Origin of the sequence: Hymenobacter sp. CRA2 (genome assembly GCF_002007105.1) — a bacterium.
Lineage (GTDB): Bacteria > Bacteroidota > Bacteroidia > Cytophagales > Hymenobacteraceae > Solirubrum.
The window spans coordinates 138817-158229 of sequence record NZ_MVBC01000001.1 but is presented as its reverse complement, the minus strand read 5'-3'; the positions used below and the strand labels follow the sequence as shown (position 1 = coordinate 158229).

General features: G+C 62.9%; 10 protein-coding genes. 6 read left to right on the top strand and 4 right to left on the bottom strand.

Going from position 1 to position 19413, the window contains the following annotated elements; genetic code table 11:
* Both B0919_RS00580 and B0919_RS00575 read right to left on the bottom strand, forming a co-directional pair.
* Positions 1-6462, bottom strand: a complete 6462-nt coding sequence (locus B0919_RS00580; protein WP_176132793.1) for a non-ribosomal peptide synthetase — start codon at positions 6460-6462, stop codon at positions 1-3.
* A 1161-nt stretch (positions 6463-7623) separates the two neighbouring features.
* Complete coding sequence (locus tag B0919_RS00575; protein WP_176132792.1) at positions 7624-8259, bottom strand: 4'-phosphopantetheinyl transferase family protein; 636 nt, start codon at positions 8257-8259, stop codon at positions 7624-7626.
* Positions 8260-8594: 335 nt separating this feature from the next.
* On the opposite strand from B0919_RS00575, the gene B0919_RS00570 reads away from it, so the two are divergent.
* The 6 genes from B0919_RS00570 to B0919_RS00545 all read left to right on the top strand — a co-directional run bounded on the left by B0919_RS00570 (position 8595) and on the right by B0919_RS00545 (position 16170).
* On the top strand, positions 8595-9332 hold the full coding sequence (locus tag B0919_RS00570) for a head GIN domain-containing protein (protein ID WP_078010247.1): 738 nt from the start codon (positions 8595-8597) through the stop codon (positions 9330-9332).
* A 267-nt stretch (positions 9333-9599) separates the two neighbouring features.
* Positions 9600-11969, top strand: coding sequence for a TonB-dependent receptor (locus B0919_RS00565; RefSeq protein WP_078010246.1), 2370 nt, complete (start codon positions 9600-9602; stop codon positions 11967-11969).
* Entirely contained in the window at positions 11969-12238 is a 270-nt protein-coding gene (locus B0919_RS00560) for a hypothetical protein (protein WP_078010245.1), read from the top strand. The genes B0919_RS00565 and B0919_RS00560 overlap by 1 nt, the downstream gene beginning before the upstream one ends.
* Positions 12235-13065, top strand: a complete 831-nt coding sequence (locus B0919_RS00555; RefSeq protein ID WP_078010244.1) for a DUF4249 domain-containing protein — start codon at positions 12235-12237, stop codon at positions 13063-13065. Before B0919_RS00560 ends, B0919_RS00555 begins: the two co-directional genes overlap by 4 nt.
* 81 nt (positions 13066-13146) lie before the next feature.
* Complete coding sequence (locus B0919_RS00550; protein ID WP_078010243.1) at positions 13147-14226, top strand: FecR family protein; 1080 nt, start codon at positions 13147-13149, stop codon at positions 14224-14226.
* Between the two features lie 33 nt (positions 14227-14259).
* Positions 14260-16170 carry a DUF4974 domain-containing protein gene (locus B0919_RS00545; protein WP_078010242.1) on the top strand — a complete coding sequence of 637 codons (1911 nt, stop codon included), beginning with the start codon at positions 14260-14262 and terminating at the stop codon, positions 16168-16170.
* 94 nt (positions 16171-16264) lie between these two features.
* Here B0919_RS00545 and B0919_RS00540 read toward each other — a convergent pair whose 3' ends face one another.
* The gene (locus tag B0919_RS00540; protein WP_176132791.1) at positions 16265-17671 is read right to left on the bottom strand and encodes an alpha/beta hydrolase family protein; all 1407 of its coding nucleotides are present in this window, start codon (positions 17669-17671) and stop codon (positions 16265-16267) included.
* Between the two features lie 170 nt (positions 17672-17841).
* The gene (locus B0919_RS00535) at positions 17842-19341 is read right to left on the bottom strand and encodes an alpha/beta hydrolase family protein (RefSeq protein WP_078010240.1); all 1500 of its coding nucleotides are present in this window, start codon (positions 19339-19341) and stop codon (positions 17842-17844) included.
* Positions 19342-19413 lie beyond the last annotated feature (72 nt).

Genomic DNA, 19413 nt, shown 5'->3' with positions numbered 1-19413 from the left:
TTAAAAAATCAGTTCGTCTTGATCCTCTTGCAGAATTGCTTCTTGATTATCCATCCAGCGCACCGTCTCGATGTAGTTGGCCAGGTGCTCCACCGTGGGGTCCAGGAAGAGGTTGCGCAGGTCCACCTTCACCCCGTACTCGGCATGAATGCGCGAAAGCACGCGGGTGGCTTTCAGGCTGTGGCCGCCGAGCTCGAAGAAATTGTCCCGGATGCCGATGTTTTCCTTTTCCAGAATCTCCTCCCAGATGGCGGCAATCTGCCGGTCCAGTGCGTGGCGGTAGTCCACGAAAGCGGACTGGGTTCCTCCGCTCGTGGGCTGGGGCAGAGCGGTTTTGTCGAGCTTGCCGTTGCTGTTAATGGGGAAGGCCGCGAGGGCAAATAGGTGCGAAGGCACCATGTAAGCCGGCAGGGCTTTGATCAGCGCTTGGCGCAACTCTTGCCAGGTCAGGCTCTCGGGCGTGATGTAGTAGGCGCTGAGCTCGTACTCGCCCTCTTTGTTTTTGTAGGGCAGTACCACCGCGTCTTTCACGCCCTCCTGGCGCATGATGGCCGCCTCGACTTCGGCGGTTTCGATGCGGTGGCCGCGGATTTTCACCTGGTCATCCTTGCGGCCGATGTACTCCAGGTCGCCGTTGGCCAGAATGCGGGCGTAGTCGCCGGAGCGGTACAGCCGGCCGGGTTTGCGCACCGGGTCGGCCACAAACCGCTCCGCCGTCAGGGCGGGCTTGTTGAGGTAGCCGCGGGCTACGCCGGCGCCGCCCACGCACAGCTCCCCGATGACGCCGACGGGAACCTGTTGCAGGTCGGCGTCGAGTACGTAGCAGCTCAGCGTGGGAATGGGCAGGCCGATGTTGCTCTTGTTGGCCTCAATCTCCGCCGCGGTCAGTTCCTTAAAGGTGACGTGGACGGTGGTTTCGGTGATGCCGTACATGTTGATGTTGCGGCACTGTGGCATGGCGGCGGCCCAGGTGCGCAGCACTTCGGGCATCAGTGCTTCCCCGCCAAAGACGAGGTAGCGAACGGCCAGCGGTGCGTCGGCAAACCGCTCCTGGTTGCTTTGCACCAAGCTGCGGAAGGCGGTGGGCGTCTGGTTGAGCACAGTTATCTGCTCTTCCAGCAGGAAGTCGTAGAACGCCACGCTGTCCTGGGCCACCTCCTTCGGGACCATCACCAGCGTACCCCCGTAGAGCAGGGCGCCGTACATCTCCCACACCGAAAAATCGAAGCAGTAGGAGTGGAACAACGACCAGTTATCGGTTTCGCGGAAGGCGAAATGGTTGCCCTCGTGGAACAGCAGGCGCGTGACGTTGCGGTGCTCGATGAGCACGCCCTTGGGGTTGCCGGTGGTGCCGGAGGTGTAGATGACGTAGGCCAGGTGCTCGGGCTCCACGCTGACCTGTGCGCCCGGCCCGGTGTAGGCCACTTCAGCCACATTTAAGAAGGCTACGCTGGCCCACTGCTCGCGGGTAGCAGCGGAGGGCGCCGCGTCGTACAGCAGGAGCCGGGTGCCGCTGTCTTCCAGCAGGTAGTTGATGCGGGCGGTGGGGTAAGTGGGGTCGATGGGGACGTAGGCCGCTCCAGCCTTGAGCACGGCCAGAATGGCTACCAGCATCCATTCGCTGCGGCCGAAGTGCAGCGCTACCAGGTCTTCCGGCTGCACGTGGTGCTCCTGGATGAGCACGCGGGCCAGCTGGCCGCTACGCAGGTCCAGCTCGCGGTACGTGAGCTGCCGGGCGCCCACCACCAGGGCTATGCGGTCCGGGAAGCGCACGGCGGCTTGTTGGAAAAGGCTGACCAGCGTGGCCGTTTCGTCGTAAGCGGCAGCGGTCTGGTCGGCTTTGGAGAGCAGCACTTCGTAAGCAGCCTCGTCGAGCAGGGTAATGTTCTTGACGGGCAGCTCCGGATTCTGCGTTACCTGCTCGAACACCTTGGCCAGGTGCTGGCCCAGCCGCGCGGCGGTATCAGCCGCAAACAGGTCCGTGTTGTACTCCAACTCCAGGAGCAGCCCGTGCTGGTTTTCGGCGAAGGTGAAAGTCAGGTCGTACTTGGCCGTGCCGCTGGGCAGCTTCAGATGTTGCAGGGGCAGGCCCGATTCGGTTTCCGACAGGCCGCCCTCCAGGTTCTGCAGTACCACCATCACGTCGAAAAGGGGCGAGCGGGCCAAATCCCGCTTGAGGCCGAGGCTCTCAACCAGCGTTTCGAACGGAAACGCCTGGTGCTCGAAGGCTTGCAGCAGCGTGTCGCGCTCCTGCCACAGCAAGGCCTGGAACGACGCGAGCGAGTCAATCTGGGTGCGTACCGCCAGCGTGTTCACGTAGAACCCGATCTGATCCTGCAACTGCTGGTGGTTGCGCCCAGCCACGGGCGTGCCCACCACAATGTCCTGCTGGTTGGAATACTTCTTCAGCAGCACCTTCACCCCCGCCATCAAGGCCATGAACAGGCTCACGCCCGAGCTGGTGGCCAGCTGGGTAAGCCGGGCCGTAGCGGCCTGATCGAACTGGTGCAGGTGCGTAGTGCCGCGGTAGGTTTTGACTTCGGGCCGGTGAAAATCGGTGGGCAGTTCCAGCACCGGAATGTCACCCGCGAACATGGTCGCCCAGAACTCCCGCGAGGGCTGCAGGGCGTCTTCCCTCTGCTGTTCGCGCTGCCAGGTGGCGTAGTCCTTAAACTGCAGCCCCAGCGTCGGCAGCTGCCCCGACTGCCCGTGCAGCAAGTCCTGGTAGGCCCGCATCACGTCGGCGTGCAATACGCCTACCGACCACCCGTCGCTGATGATGTGGTGCATGCACACGGACAGCAGGCTGCCGCCGGGCATGTGCAGCAGGAAGCAGCGCAGCAGCGGCCCGGTTTCCAGGTCAAAGGGCTTGTTCCACTCCTGTTGCAGGAAGGCCGTTTCCTCTTCCGGCGTCAGCGTTTGGTCCAGCGTGATTTCGTCGATGCTGAATTCCAGGTCCGCCGGTTCCAGCACGCGTTGCACCGGTTGACCGGCAGCTTCCGTGAACACAGTCCGTAGCACTTCGTGCCGCGCTATTACGTGGCGGAAGGCGGCTTCCAGCAGCGACACGTTCAGGGCCTGCTTTACGCGGAAAGCCGCGGGCATGTGGTAGGCCGTGGACGCCTCCGCAAACTTGGTGAGCACCCACAGCCGCTCCTGGGCGTAGGAAATCGGGTAGAAGGGGCGCTCAGCCGCGGGCTGAATAACGGCGGCCGTCGCTACGCCGCGGGCTTCCAGCAGGGTAGCTTGCTGCGCAATGGTCGGGTACTGAAACAGCTCGTTCAGGCTCAGGTTGCGCTGCAGCTGGCTGAGCACCAGGTAGCGCAGGCGGGCGGCCTTCAGGCTATGTCCGCCCAGCTCGAAGAAGTTGTCGGTGACGCCGAAGGACTCGGTACGCAGCACTTCCTGCCACAGGGCCCACAGCTTGGTTTGCCAGAAGTCGGTCGGCGGCACGGCATCCTGCGTGCCGGTTGCCTGCACTTCGGGCAGCGGCAGCTGGCGCTTGTCTACTTTGCCGTTGCTGTTCAGCGGAATTTCGGCCAGGCGCACGAAGTAATCCGGCACCATGTACGAGGGCAGCTGGGCCGCCAGGGTCGCCTTTAGCTCGGCGGCGCTTACGGCATCGGTGCCCTTCCAGTAGACCACCACGCACGGTTCGCCCGCTACGGAGGGCACGTTGACCACGGCGCGCTCTACTTCCGGGTGCTGCTCCAGCAGGTACTGGATTTCGCCCGGCTCGATGCGGTAGCCGCGTACCTTCACCTGGTCGTCCAGGCGCCCGCAGAACGCCACGTTTCCGTCGGGCAGCCACTTGCCGGCGTCCCCGGTTTTGTACATCGTCAGCCCTTCCACGAAGGGGTTGGGCAGGAACCGTTCCTGGGTCAGCTCGGGCTTGTTGACGTAACCTTTGGCCACCGACTGCCCGCTCAGGTAGATTTCACCTTCCACGCCCACCGGCACCAGCCGCTGCTGCTTGTCCAGGATATACAGCTGGGTGTAGCCCACCGGCTTGCCGATGGGTACACCTGCGTGGCCATCGGCCGCGAAGCGGTAGACCGTGCTGTAAGTGGTGTCTTCCGAAGGCCCATACAGGTTCCGGATTTCGATGCGGGCAAAGTCCAGCTCCTGTTTTAGCAGGTAAGGCACCTGCTCGCCGGCCATGTTCAGGGCAGTGACATTGGCCCAGGAGAAGCGTTCCTCCAGCAAGCCCTTCACTACGGCCGGTACCGTGTTCAGCAGGACATTGCGGTCCTGGCCCGCGTACGTGGGTATTTCCAAGGCCGACGCCAGCACGCGAATGGCCTTGCCCGCCATGAGCGGGTAAAGGAACTCAAATACCGACAGGTCGAAGCAGTAGGAGGTAGCGGCGTAGAGTACGTCGAAGGGCGTGGCGGCAAACTCTTCGCGGCACCAGTCCAGGAAGGCAATGGTATTGCGGTGGCAGATGTTGACGGCCTTCGGCTGACCGGTCGAGCCGGAGGTGTAGATCAGGTAAGCCGTTTGCTCGCGCAAATCCGCCGTGGGGAGCGGTGCCAGGTTGGCCGTGGCGGCCCGGGCCTTGAGCTCGTTGAGGTGTAGCACGGTGCCCGCATAATCGGCCGGCACCAGCGCCTGCCCCTCGTCGTCTACCAGCAGCCAGGCCGGGCGGGCATCCGCCAGAATGTACTCGATGCGGGCACTTGGGTAACGAATGTCGATGGGCACGTAGGCGGCCCCGGCTTTCAGGATGGCCAGCACGCTCATAACCGTCCACTCCGAGCGGCCCAGCAACAGCCCCACGAAAGGCGCCGGGCTAGTGGCCGTCAGCTGCGCGAGGTACCGGGCTGCCGCGTCCACTTGGGCCTCCACCTCGGCGTAGGTAAGCACCTGCTCTCCGTGCAGGAGGGCAGGGCGCTGCGCGTAGCGGTGAAACGGCTCCCGAAGCAACTCGTTGATGCTAAGCGTATCCACGGTTTCAACGGGCACGTTGAATTCTTCCAGTAGCTGCCGCCGCTCCTCGGCATCCACGATTTCCAATCCCGCAATAGTCTGAGCGGGGTTGGCCAGAATCTGCGTGAGCAGGAACTGGTATACGCGCCAGAACTTGCCCACCCGCTCGCGGCTGAACAGCCGGGTAGCGTATTCAATTTCAGCGAAGAATGCGCCGTCAGGATCTTGGCTAAAGTTGAAGGTCAGGTCGAACTTGGCCGCCCGCCCGGCTGCCTGTTCGTTGCCTGCCTCGCGCAGGTAACGATCCAGAAAGCTAAGGGCAAAGCCCCCTTGGGCCTGGGTATCCATTGCCCCGTCGCCCATGCTTGTGTTTTGCAACACAAGCATGACGTCAAACAAGGGGTTACGGCTGGGGTCGCGCTTGACGCCCAAATCCTCAATGACTTTGTCCAGCGGGTAGTCCTGAAACTCGAATGCGCGCAGCGAATGGTCGGAGGTCTGCTTGAGGAAATCCACGAACCGCTCTTGGGCATTCACGTGGCTTTTCAGCGCCACGGTATTGGTATACAGCCCTACCTGGTTTTCCAGCTCAATATGATTTCTGCCTGATACCGGCGTGCCCAGTACAACGGCTTCCTGGCCGCTCAGCTTGTGCAGCAGGAGCGTGAGCGTTGCGCGCAGGAAACTGAACAGCGTTACTTGCTGCTGCTTGCAAAGCTTCTCGATTGCGTCGTGCAACTCGCCCGAGAAATAGTACTTGGCCATGGCGCCCTCAAAGGAGCGTACCGGCGGCCGGGCAAAGTCGGCAGGCAGTTCAAGCGGCTCAACGGCCTGGGGCTGCTCCGCTAGCCAGAAGGTGCGGGCTTGCTCGCCCCGCGCACCGGCCATGCGTTCGTCCAGCCAGTGCACGTAATCCTTGTACTGTATGCTTAGGGGGCTCAGCAGAGGTTCCTGCCCTTGGCCCAGCGCCACATACGAGTGCATTACCTCCTGAATCAGCACGCCCACCGACCATCCGTCGCTGATGATGTGGTGCATGCCAAAGAGCATGGCGTGCGCCTCGTCCGCCATGCGGAGCAGCTTTACCTTCAGCAGCGGCCCGTTTTCCAGATCAAATGCCCAGGAAGTGGCCTGCTCCAGTTCGGCCTGCAACACTGCCTGCTGCTCGGTACCGGCCGGGGCCTCGCCGTAGCCTATGGTAAAGGGCATGTGGGGGCGAATGATCTGCCGCGGCTCACCTTCCACCTCCTGGAATACCGTGCGCAGGCTTTCGTGGCGCTGAATGGCCAGTTGAAACGCCCGCTCCAACCGTTTCCGGTCCACCTGCCCCTTCAGGTATAAGCCGGTGACGATATTATAAGCGGTTGCGCCACCTTCGAACTGGCTAAGCACCCAAAGCCGGTTCTGCGCATTCGACGTGGGGTAATGGTCCTGAAGGGCAACCGGGCTAATAGGCGCAGCGGCGGCTTGGCCTGCCGATGCCCGCAGGAAGGCCAGCAATTCCTGTTTGCTGGCTTTGACTTGTTCCAGCAAGGCGCTTGGCAGCTTCTGAACATCCCCGGTTAGTTTTAGCTGGCTACCGTCAGTTCCAGGGGTGATGCCCAGTTTTTTTAACTCGATTAAAATCTCTAAAGGATTCATACTGTCTACGTTGAAGCTGTTTTGGAGAGAAGGGGCTACACGGGAGCTGCTGATGCGGACTTTTCCTAAAAACCGGCCGTCTTCGACCTGCGTATAGTCGAGTGAATCTGAGAGGTAATTGACCGCGTGACAGGACTAGCGGAGAAGAAGTAATTGCACAACTTATCTGCTTAGGTGTGACATCTTCTTTTGCATGGTCTTAAGCGTAGCTAAATGTATTGCCCCCCTTTTCGGTGGCTCAAGGAAGAATGCCGCTTTTTTGACGTGAGGCGTATATTGATTATTTATTGTTATAGTCAAATTTGTACTTGTTAATATTTAATAAAAGCCGTGTTCAGGCTCGACAGTATTCGGTTACATCAATTGCGGGCTTGAAAAAAAGCCATCATTTGTGACATCGTAGCAATTGCATATTCGGTCAGCCAGTTGCCAATAGGCTGGCACCATCTATAGCTGCAACATCCCCTTCGTCTCTCCCGAAGAACTCTGGGAGCATGCTACAAGGAACATTGAGAGGTTGGCAGTGACGGCCCGAAGTCAGAGGGGCACCTCTAGGCGTAGCAGAGGTAGGGAGTGTATGTGCCCGACAGGCTATAGTCAGCCGGCTCTCAGCCCAAGTCGCGCCGCGTTGTGCACTGCGCCAAGCAAGCTGACGCGCCATGTACCAACCGAAGGTTTCAGCGCTTCCGGAATAGGGAGGGTAGCCAGCCGCGCAGTTTCGCAGCTTGCTTACTTATATACAATACGATAGTTATGACGCGACGTGGACTAGTCAGCTACGCAGCCATGCTATGCGCACGTCGGCGCTAGCACGTTCACTTTCCAGCCGGCACCATAGCATTACCCCAGGCCTTTTTGTAGCGCTTTATTGGGGTGCATTGAAAGATGATGTGCTGCTGCTGCCTAACGCCAGGAACAGCGCTATGCTATTCTGCCAAGGCCCGGCTGTGCGCCACCCCAATTCTGTAGAGGCGCGGGCCGCAGGCGAAGCTGTGACCCGAAGGCTGCAGCAACGCTAGGTGCGTCTTGGCGGAAAGCCGGGGAGATGCTCGGCTAGCAGGCAGGCAAGGTGAATTTCTCTACTGCTAAAGCATGGCCCCGGGTAGGGCTGCACACATAGCAGGTATAGGCCGGGTCTATAGTGAGAGGGGAGAAAAACCACGTTTTACCCTCGAAGTCTATGCTTTCGGATAGGCAGCTGAATTCCTGCAAGCCAGAAACCAAGCCCGTGCCAAGGGCCTTAAGCATAGCCTCTTTTTTTGTCCAGATTGTATAAAAATCAAGCTGTTGATTGGCTGAGTTTTCAATAAAGTGCTTTTCAGCCAGATGGAAATAATCACTCATGCTGGTATAGTCCAGAGGCACATGCTCTTCAATGTCGATGCCGATTGCCGCCTCGTCGTACCCCAGCACTACATAATTACCGGCATGCGATATATTGAATGGATACCAGTTACTGATGTATGGCTTGTTCTTATTGTCTGTTCGCCAGGCGTTGAGCAGCTCATCCGTGCCCGTTGTCTGAATCAGGCATTGCCGGAGAAGAAGCCTGGCTAGTAGCCTTTGTTTTTGGTCATTTGGGTTCCTGTAACGTTCTATATAGCTCCTCATTCCCGGCGGTAACAGGCGCAGACAATCATAAAAAGCATCTTCGTTCAGGTCCTGGGTGCTGGAGTATATCACTCGCATAGGTATAAGGTTAGGTAGCAGGCGCAGCGTGTGTAAGCAGATAAGTTTGGTACAAGCGGAACTCAGTATAATCAGAGCTTCCATTTTCAAACCCGTGCCGAAGTGGGTACACAGGCGTGGATAGTCTCGGCGAGCTTAGGAGAAAGGCAAGTACGTGCTGTTAGCTAAGCTCAGCGCTCAAAAGTATCAGCAACTACAGGAATGAGAAATTGGGGCCAAGGTTAGGGCGCGCAAAAAAGTTTGAATTTTTTCAGCGGGGGCGTAGGGGTAGGTGCGGGGTTGTGGGTCTTAGTACCAGAAAGCTTTAAACCAGACCACACAAACCCACTACCGCTATGAAAAACGCACACTGGCTGCCGACCCTCCTGTTCCCCGCTTTGCTACTTACTGCCGGTTGCTCGCACGAGGGCGACGCCTTCGGCCCCCGGGTCCGGGGCGTCGGCCCGACGGAAACGGAAACGCGCACGGTCAGCAACTTCAGCCGCGTGGAGCTGAAGATTGACGCCGAGGTGATTCTGACCCAGGGCAGCCGGCAGGAAGTACGTGTGGAAGGCCAGCGCAACATCCTCGATGTGCTGGAAACCGAGCTCAACGGCGACGAGCTGCAAATCGAGTATGGCCACGCCCGCGTGGTCGGCCACGACCCGGTGAAAGTCTACATCACGGTGCCTTCGCTGTCGGAGGTGGAGGTATCGGGCTCGGGGGCGCTGCGCAGTGCTTCGCCCTGGACGGCCGGTTCCTTCCGCGTGCAGGTGTCGGGCTCGGGCGAAGCCGAAATGAACCTGGCCCAGGTGGACGGGCTGCGCACCAGCGTTTCGGGCTCGGGTGAGGTGAAGCTGCGCGGCAATGCGGCCACCAACAACATCAATATTTCGGGCTCGGGCAAGGTCTCGGCCTACGACTTGAGCACGCAGGACACCTACGCCTCCATCAGCGGCTCGGGCAAAGCCTACGTGCGGGCCGCCCGCACGCTCTCGGCCGAAATCAGCGGCTCGGGCACCATCTACTACCGCGGCAACCCCACCGTGTCCTCGCGCATCAGCGGCTCAGGCAAAGTGCTGTCGAGTAACTGATTGGAGTTTAAGAGTTATTGAGTTTAGGAGTTTAAGAGTTCGGTGAGCCGACTTGCCTTGACCCATAAGGCAAAGGTTCGGTAACGGCGTCGGATACAACGAAACGGTCCGTTGCCGCCACTCCCTACCGCACGCTAATGGCCTGCTCAACTCACAAACTCTCTAACTCGACAACTCCTAAACGTCACCGCCTCTCCTTATTCCAACCACTGCCCTGCGCCCGGCCGACGAACAGAGGCCGGGCGCAGGGCAGCTCTGAAAACAAACATGAAAAACACCATCCAATGGGGGCTGGCCGCCGGGCTCTTGCTCACGGCCACGCCCTCCTGGAGTCAAACCGTGCCGGCCGGGCAGGTGACGCTGAGCGGCACCCTGCGCGACGCGGTTACCAACGAACCGCTCGTCGGAGCCAGCGTCTTCGTCAAGGCGCTGGGCCTGGGTACCAACACCGACGAAACCGGCGCTTACAGCCTGCCTTTGCCCAAGGGCACCCACACCATCACCTACCAGATTATCGGCTACGAGCCGCAGCAGGTCACGCTCACGCTCAGCGGCGACGCGACGCGCTCGGTCAAGCTCGGCGCGCAGACGCAGCAAACCCAGGAAGTCGTCATTGCCGGGGTGCGGGCCGAAGACAACGTGAAAAAGGCCGAAATGGGCGTCAACCGCCTCGACATGAAGACCGTGAAGCTGATGCCCGCGCTGCTGGGCGAGGTGGACGTGGTGCGCAGCATTCAGCTGTTGCCCGGCGTCACGACGGTGGGGGAGGGCGCTTCGGGCTTCAACGTGCGCGGCGGGGCCGTGGACCAGAACCTGATCCTGATGGATGAAATTCCGGTCTATAACGTCTCGCACCTGTTCGGCTTCTTCTCGGCCTTCAACCCCGATGCGGTACAGGACATGACGCTGTACAAGGGCGGCATTCCGGCCCGCTACGGCGGCCGCCTCGCCTCTTTGCTCGACGTGAAGATGCGCGACGGGCGGCAGGCCGAGCGGCTGACGGTCAACGGCGGCATCGGCCTGATTTCCAGTCGGCTGTCGGTGGAAGCCCCGCTGATCAAGGACCGCACGTCGGTGGCCTTGTCGGCGCGGCGCTCCTACGGCGACCTGTTCCTGAAGCTCATTCCCGAGCAGCGGAAAAACCAGGCTTACTTCTACGACCTGAACCTGAAGGTAAACCACCGCTTCAGCGCCCGCGACCAGCTGACGCTGACCGGCTACCGCGGCCGCGACGTGTTCAACTTCGCCGACGTGTTCCAGAACGACTGGGGCAACATGGGTGCTTCGGCCCGCTGGACGCACCAGTTTACCCCCCGGCTGGTAGGCTCGGCCACGGCCGTGGTGGGCCAATACGACTACGGCCTGGGCGTACCCAAGGGCACGCAGGCCTTCGAGTGGACCTCCAACATCCGCAACTACACCGGCAAGGCCGACTTCAGCTACCAGCTCAACGCCCAGAACACGCTCAGCGCCGGCGTGAGCAGCACGCGCTACCAGTTTGAGCCGGCCACGGTGAAGCCGCTGAACGCCGAATCCATCTTCGTGGCCCTGAAGGTGGACAACCAGCAGGCCGGCGAGTACGCCGCCTATATCGATAACGAGCAGACCCTCTCGCCCCGCCTGCAGGTGCAGTACGGCTTGCGCGTATCGGCCTTCGACTTCCTGGGTCGTGGCACGGCCATTTCGGATTACGTAGGCGCCGAAGGCCAGCGCAAGGACCCGACGAACACGCGCATTGCCAAGGACGGCGCGGTGGTGAAGCGCTACGCCAACCTGGAGCCGCGGGCCTCGCTGCGCTTCACCCTGACGGAAACCAGCTCCCTGAAAGCCAGCTACAACCGCACGGCGCAGTACATCCACCTGATTTCGAACACCACGGCTGCCTCACCGCTGGACGTGTGGAGCCCGAGCACCAACAACATCCGCCCCGAGCGCGGCGACCAGGTGGCCGTGGGCTACTTCCGCAACTTCCAGGACAACGCCTACGAAGCCTCGGTGGAGGTATTCGGCAAGCGCATGGACAACCAGATCGACTACGTGAACGGGGCCAACACCCTGCTCAACAAAGACCTGGAAGGCGAGTTGCTCTACGGCCGGGGCCGGGCCTACGGCGCCGAGTTCTTCGTGAAGAAGAATCAGGGCGCGCTGACCGGCTGGGTAAGCTACACCCTGTCGCGCTCGGAGCGGCAGATCAACGGCATCAATGCCGATGCCTGGTACCCGAATAAGTACGACAAGACGCACAACCTCAACGTGGTGGCCATGTATGCACTGAGCCCGCGGCTGACTTTGTCGGGCAACTTCGCCTACGGCACCGGCGTGGCCACCACCTTCCCCAACGCCCGCTTCGTGTACGAAGGCTTGGTGGTGCCCGTGGTGAGCGGCGACCGGCGCAACAACTACCGCGTGCCAGCCTACCACCGCCTCGACTTCGGCGCCACGCTCAAGAACCGCGTGCGGCCCGACCGGCGCTGGCGCAGCGAGTGGGTCTTCTCGGTGTACAACGTGTACAGCCGCCGCAACGCCTACGGCATTTACTTCCGCCAAAACGAGGACGACCCGCGCAAAACCGAGGCCGTGCGCCTGTCGGTGTTTGGCTCGGTCATCCCGTCGGTGTCCTACAACTTCAACTTCTGATGGTCTGCTTCGCCACCACTCGCCCCGCCGCCGAGCCCGGAGCCCTGGGGCTGCCCGCCTGCGAGCCGGAAACCTACTACCCTACGGTGGGGACGCGGCTGTACGTGGCCGCCACCACGGTGGGCCTCTCGCTCTTCTACGAGGCTGGCTGCCAGGTACAGCCCGAGCACCTGCGCTTCGCCTTCGCGGATAGTGTTACCCCCGGCCGCCGCGTGCTAACCATCGAAATCGAATACTCCCCCGAACCGCCGTGCCCTTCTGAGCTATGAACTGCTTCCCCTTATTCCTGACCTTGCTGGCGGCCGGCCTCGGCCTGCTCAGCAGCTGCACCGACGTGGTGCCCGTGGATCTGCCCGAGCCCGAGCCGCAGCTGGCCGTGGAGGGCAACATCACCGACCAGCCCGGGCCCTACACCATCCGCCTGACCAAGACCGGCGCCTACTTCACCGAGCAGGAACTGCCCGCCGTGCGCGGCGCCGAGTTGACGCTAACCGACAACGAAGGCACTACCGAAACCCTGCGCGAAACCGCCCCCGGCGTGTACCAGACCAGCCGTATCCAGGGCAAAATTGGTAACCAGTACACGCTCACCATCAAGACCGAGGGTGAGGAATACCGCGCGGCCACCGAAATCAAGCGCGTGCCCCGCATCGACGGCCTGGCCCAGCAGGTGAAAACCAACGAGCCGGGCTGGGACGATGGTTACTACGCCCTCTACAACGGCCCCGAACTGCCCGGCGTGGGCGACTACTACCGCTTCAAGGTCTTCATCAACGGGCAGCTGCAAAACGACCCCGACGACCTCATCGTGCGCGACGACGCCTTGGTGGACGGCAACTACATCGGCAGCATCGAGCTGAACGGCGACCCGCTGCAGGTGGGCGACAGCGTGCGGGTGCAGCTGCTGTCCTTGCCGCGGGATTACTACTACTTCCTCAACGAGATGTACACCCAGATCAACAACGTAGGCTTGTTCTCCGCGCCTCCGGCCAACGTGCGCAGCAACATCGTCAACGTCAACGCCAAGGGGCCGAAAGCCGTGGGCTACTTTGCCGGCACGGCCATGCGCTCGGCCCACCTGACCATTCAGCCGTAGGAAGTATGAGCAGCGCCGCCTGCCCGAAAGCTTAAGCGCGAAATGACGATTTCGGCTTAACTTAAAACCCGATTCTCCCCCATGCCTCACCTGTACCCCGAACCGGAAGCCCCCTGGGATTTGCTGGCCAAGCACTTGGCGGGCGAGGCTTCTGCGTCGGAACAGGAAGAGCTGCACCGCTGGCTGACGGCCGTACCCCAGCGCCTGCGCCTGCTCACCGATGCCACCCGGGCCTGGGAGCGGGGCGGCCACGTAGCCGAGGTGTTCACCGAAGCCGACGCGGACCGCGCCTGGCAGCGCTTCAGCGCGGCGGCGGGCCTGAAAACAACTCCAGCTGATGCACCTAAGCCCGTGGTGGCCGGAAGCGAAGCCCGTGTGGTGCCGCTGTGGAGCCATGCCCAATCGTGGATGCGCGTGGCGGCGGCTGTGCTGCTGCTCGTCGGCTTCTGGGCCGTAGCGCGAAACTTCCTCGGTGCCCGTCAAGCGGCGCCGGTGACGGTGGCCGCCGGTAACCAGCGCCAGCTCACCAGCTTGCCCGACGGCAGCCGTGTGTGGCTCAACCGTAACTCCACGCTCAGCTACGCCGCCGACTTCAACGACGCCCGGCGCGTGGTGCAGCTGAAAGGGGAGGCTTTCTTCGAGGTGAAAAAAGACCACGGCCGGCCCTTCACGGTGCTGGCCAACGATACCCGCACCCAGGTGCTCGGCACGTCCTTCAACGTGCGCGCCTACGCCGCCGAAGACTCGGTGGAAGTGGCCGTGGTAACTGGACGCGTGGCCTTCAGCCCCGACCGCCACAAAGTGGCCGTGCAGGATTCCGTGCTGCTGACCCCGGGCCTGCGGGGAGTGATTCGCCGCTCGGCGCCGGCCGTGGCGGTGCAGCGCAAGATTACCGACCCGAACTTCCGCGCCTGGCAGCAGGACGAACTGGTGTTTGACAACCAGTCGCTGAGCCAGGTAACGCAGACCCTGACGCGCTACTACGGCACCTCGGTAGCCCTGAGCCGACCCGAGCTGGCCAACTGCCGCTTCACCGGCACCTTCCACCAGGCCGAACTGCCGCAGGTGCTGCGCGTCGTGAGCCTGTCGGCCAACCTGTCGGTGACGCAGTCGGCCCAGGGCGGCTATACCCTTGACGGACCAGGCTGCCCCAGCCTGTAGCATTCTTCTCCCGCTTTTTGCCCCTTGCCCGCTATGCGAAACCGCGTATGCCTGGCTGCGGCCGTGCTCTGCGCACTGGCCGGCGCGCCGGCCGCTTCCGCCCAAGTACGCACCGGCTCGGTGCTCGACCGCCGCGTGACGGTGTCGTTTCAACAAGCGCCGCTGGAATCGGTGCTGAGGACGCTACGGCGCCAGTACGGCGTGCGCATCTCCTACAGCAACACAGCCCTGAACCTGCGCCAGCCGGTCACGCTCAGTGCTCAGAACCAGCCGCTGCGTACGGTACTGAGTGAGGTACTGGAGGGTAAAAACATCGGCTACGAGCTGGTGGGCGACCAGCTGGTGCTGCACCCGGCGGCGCCCCGGGCCGCTGCTAAGCCTGCCGACGCCGCGCCGGCCGCGTCTACCACAACCACCATCAGCAAGGCGGCGGAACGCCCCGCGGAAACACCGCCGACGCCGAAACCGCTCCCAGCATCGGAACCCACCAAACCGGCAAGCTTGCCAAACCCCGCACCGACCAGAAAGAAGCCGACTTCGACGAGCAGCAAGCCGACCGGTGCCACGTCGGTGCCTTCGGCCACGGCAAGTACCACCAGCGGCGGCAAGGCCGGTAGCTCCAAGGCTCCCAGGTCGAAGGCAGTAAGCAAACCTGACGCTCCGGCGAATCAAACGGCTAATGCTGCGCCAGTTGGAACCGTAGCGGCTACCGCAGCGCCCACGCCAGCTGCTGATTCGGCGCGGGCCGCGCAGCCGGCACCCGCACCGGCCGACGCCGAGGAGTCGGCGCGGCCCACGTACACCCAGCCCGCCCAGATTTCTCTGCTCGGGCCGCTTGGCTCCAACGGTTTGCGCAGCGGGCAAACAGTCAACCACCTCTCGGTAAACATACTGGGCGGCTACGCAGCGGGCGTGGAAGGCGTGGAAGTCGGCGGCTTGTTCAATATTGACCGCGACACCGTGGACGGAGCGCAGCTGGCTGGCCTCGGCAACTACGTGGGGCGCCACCTCGATGGGTTCCAGGCCGCCGGCCTGCTGAACGTGCTCGGTGGCGGCGGCAAGGGCTGGCAGGCGGCAGGTTTGCTGAACATTGCCACCCGGCCCATTGCCGGCGCCCAGACGGCGGGGCTGTTCAACTACGTCGGGCCCCGGAAGAAGCCCGGCAACGAAGCCCCCGTGCTGGAGGCCAATGCGGCGCCTGCCATCAGTGCCGAAACGGCCCCGGCGCCCAGCAGCCGGGCCTCGGTACAGGCCGCCGGCTTGTTCAATGTGGCGCTGACCGACGTGCGCGGTGGGCAGGCGGCCGGCTTGTTTAACGTAGCCAAAACCACCCACGGCCTGCAGGCAGCCGGGCTGCTAAACGTGGCCCACACCTCGCACGGCGTGCAGTTGGCGGGCCTGCTGAACATTGCCGATTCGGTGCAGGGCGTGAGCATCGCTCCGCTGAACTTCGTGCGCCGCGGCTACCACCGGCTCGAAGTCACCTATTCCGAGACGTGGCCCATCACGGCCAGCCTGAAGCTCGGCGGCTCGGCGGCCTTCTACACCTTTTTCACCGGCGCTTACGCTGGATTCGGTTCCGGCCCCCGGCGCTGGGCGCTGGGCTACGGCGCGGGCACCGATATGTGGGCCCAGCGGCGCTTCAGCCTCAGCCTCGATGCGGTGACCATGCACGTCAACGAGGAACAGCGCCACTGGACCGACGCGCTGAACCTGCACAACCAGCTGCGCCTGCTCGTGGGCATCACCCCCTTCAAGGCCAGCAGCCACGTGCGCATTGTGGCCGGCCCCACCGTGAGCGTGCTTGTGACCCAGCGCTACGACACGGCCGAAGGCGGCGTGTATTCCAACCTCAGCGCCGGCCGCAAGCTATGGCTGAACGAAGGCAACGCGCGCACGCGGGTACTGGGGTGGTTTGGCTACAGCGTGGGCGTGCGTCTCTGATTGGATAGTGAAGCAGGCGAGGCGCCGCAGGCACCGCTTTCCGAGCCGGAAAGCGGTGCCTGCGGCGCCTCGCCGCTATGGATACAATGGCGTCTTACTTCTTGACGTGTCGTGCCAGCCAGTCGCCGATGACGGCCAAGGCAGAAGGGGCAAAAGTCTCCTCGATTTGTCCGTACTCCTGGCTCAGGCCCGTGTTGGCCGTTTGAAACAGGTGGTTCAGGCCGGGCAATTCCTGCGCCGTCACGTCCTGGTTGCCGCCGGCGCGCACGCCCTTTTCCCAAGCCGGAATGTTTACACTGGCCGCCACCTGCAGGTCTTTGCTGCCGTTGAGCGCCAGCACCGGGCACTTCACTTTAGTCAGCAAGGGTTGTGGGTCGAAGCTCAGCAGCTGCCGGTAGCCGGGGCCGACCATCAGCGCGGCTTGTTGCTGGGCCTGCGCGGCGCTCAGGCCGGCCTGTTGCAGCAAGGCCACCACGTGCGTTTGGGCCTGCGCGTTGTCGGGCGTCGACAGCACCGTCATGTACACCTGCTGATTCACCGCTTTGTTGGCGGCCAGTTGCTCGGCGGGTATGCCGGCGGCACGGCCCAGGTCCTCGGCCTGGCGCAGTATGCTTTCCAACCCGCGCACGGCCGGGCCGGCCAGCGAAATCAGGAACGCGGGCGACGTGGCCGACGCGGCGGCAGTCAGGCCGATCATGGCCCCTTCGCTGTGGCCCAGCAGCCCAATCTGCGAGCCTTTTACATCGGAGCGGCTACGCAGGTAGGCCATGGCAGCCTGCGCATCGGTGACGCCGTCGGTGATGGTAAAGGTGGCCGCCGTGCCGCCCGAATGGCCCACACCCCGGTCGTCGTAGCGCAGCACCACGAAGCCGCGGCGGGTGAGGTAATCGGCCAGCAGGCGGAAGGGGCGGTGCCCAAAGATGGTTTCGTCGCGGTCCTGGGCGCCGGAGCCGGTGAGCAGCACCACGGCGGGGAAGGGGCCTTTACCGGCCGGCACCGTCACCGTGCCGCCCAGCTTGATGCCCGCCGCGGCGTTGGCGAAGCTCACGTCCTCGGCGCGGTAGGGGAAGGGCGGCTGCGGATCCTGGGGCCGCCGCACGGCCGGGCTGGCCGTGCCCGCGGCCTGGTGCGTGAGCGTGAGCGGCACGGAGCGTCCCGCCTGCTGCCAGGCGCCGCTGAGTTGCTTGCCATCGGCGGAGAGCCGGCCCGCAAACTGCGCGGCGGGCTGGCTGAGCCGGAGCACCACGCTGTCGACGCGCACCGTCACGGCCGCCAGCGGCAGCCCGAAGGCCTGCTGCTTGGGGCTGTCCATGGTGCCGGTGTATTGGTTATCGGGCTGCTGGCGCAGGTGAAATACCAGCGGTATTTCGGTGCCCATGACCTGCAGCGCGCCCTGCCAGTCGCCCGTCAGCGTGGGGGCTGGGGCAGCGTGGGCCAGGGCCACGAGCCACCAGCAGAGCAGCAAGGTGCCGCCGCGGCGGAGGCTGAAAAGTAATTTCATGCGTTGGGAAAGGATGCGTGGTAAGATTAGCCGAAGCCGCATTCTAAGGCATGGCCGAAGAATGAGCACCGACGGCTGGCCGCCTGGCCGTTAAAGCAAACAATTTCTTTCAGGATATTTTCCCAGTCCCGGCAGGTTGCAGCCGGGCCGGATAATAAAAAACGAGCCGCCTAGCGGGCGGCTCGTTTGGTTTGGGCGGTGCTACCGCCGGGGGCTTTGCTGGCCGATTTTACTTGCTTGGCCAGCGGCGGAGCCGACTTGGCCACCGAGGTCGGCGGGGCGCTGTTCTGGGCTACCCAGCCGTGAATCAGCACCAGTGCCCGGGGCGAAAACGTGGGTTGCAGCTGCCCGTTGACCACCGGCCACTCGGCGCGCTCCGACTGAAACCAGTGGTTGACACCGGCCAGCTTATAGGTTTCCACTTGCTTGTTGCCGCCTGCTTTGAGCTCCTTTTGCAGCACTGGCAGGTTACGGTTAGCCGCTACCAGCAGGTCGGCGCCGCCGTTGAGGGCCAGCACCGGGCACTTCACGGCGCGCAGCTGCTTTTGCGGGTCGAAGTCGATGAAGAAGCGGTACCACGGCGAGGTGAGCTGCGTGGCCCGGGCCTGCACCATGGTAAAGTCGATGTCGGCGTTGGAGATGCGCAGCATGGCGGCCACCTTAGCGCGGGCCAGGTCGTTGTTGGGCGTCTGCCGGATGATGTCGAGCATCTGCTCGTGCAGCTGCAGAGCGGAGTTGACCTGCTGGGTATTGGCCCCGATCAGGCGCATGATTTCCACCTGCTGGCGGCGCAGCACCTCGGCGCCCGGCAGGCCGTAGCCCGCCAGCGAAATCACGAAGTTGGGCGCACTCTTGTCGGCGGCGGCCAGCAGCGCCACGTTGGCGCCTTCGCCGTGGCCCACCATGCCCACGTGGGTTTTGTCTACCTTGTAGTGGGCCCGCAAAAAGCCCATGGCCGCCTGCGCGTCCGATACCAGGTCGGTGGTGGTGGCTTTCTGGTAGCTGCCGGTGGATTTGCCCACGCCGCGGTCGTCGTAGCGGAGCACGGCCACGCCGCGGCGGGTGAGGTAGTCGGCCAGGATATTGAACATGCGGTAGTTGTCCACCACCACGTTGCGGTCCTGGGGGCCCGAGTCGGAAATCAGCACCACGGCCGGGAACGGGCCTTTGCCCTGCGGCATGGTGAGGGTGCCGGTGAGGCGCAGCTTGGCTACTTTGTTGGGCACCACCACTTCTTCCTCGCGGTAGGGCAGGGCGGGCTTAAAGGTAGCCGCGTTGATTACCGCGCCCGTGGTGCGCTCCAGCACCAGGGCCGAAGTCAGGCTGGGCTGCGACCAGGTGCCGTTGATTTTCTTGCCGTCGCCGGCGAGCTTGCCCGTGAACTTGCTGGCCGCCTCCTCGATGCGCATGGTCACGTCGGTGCCCTTCACCTCCATCTTTACCGGCATGCGGCTGATTTTCTGCTTGGGCACGTCGAGGGTGGCGTACAGCGTGCCGTTGCTCAACGGAATGACCGTAATGACCAATTCCCAGCTGCCGCCGGGCACTTTCAGCTCGCCGCGCCACTGTCCGCCCAGCGGCGAATCGGCCGGGCCGGGCTTGGCCACGCCGGCAAAAGTCAGCAGCAGCAGAAGCCAGAGCAGCGGGGAAGTTTGTAAAACTTTCCTCATAAAATTCTATAAAGAATCCTTATTGAAGGAGTGAAGCGCGTTTGCTTTTGGAAGAATACCAAAATTAAGCAA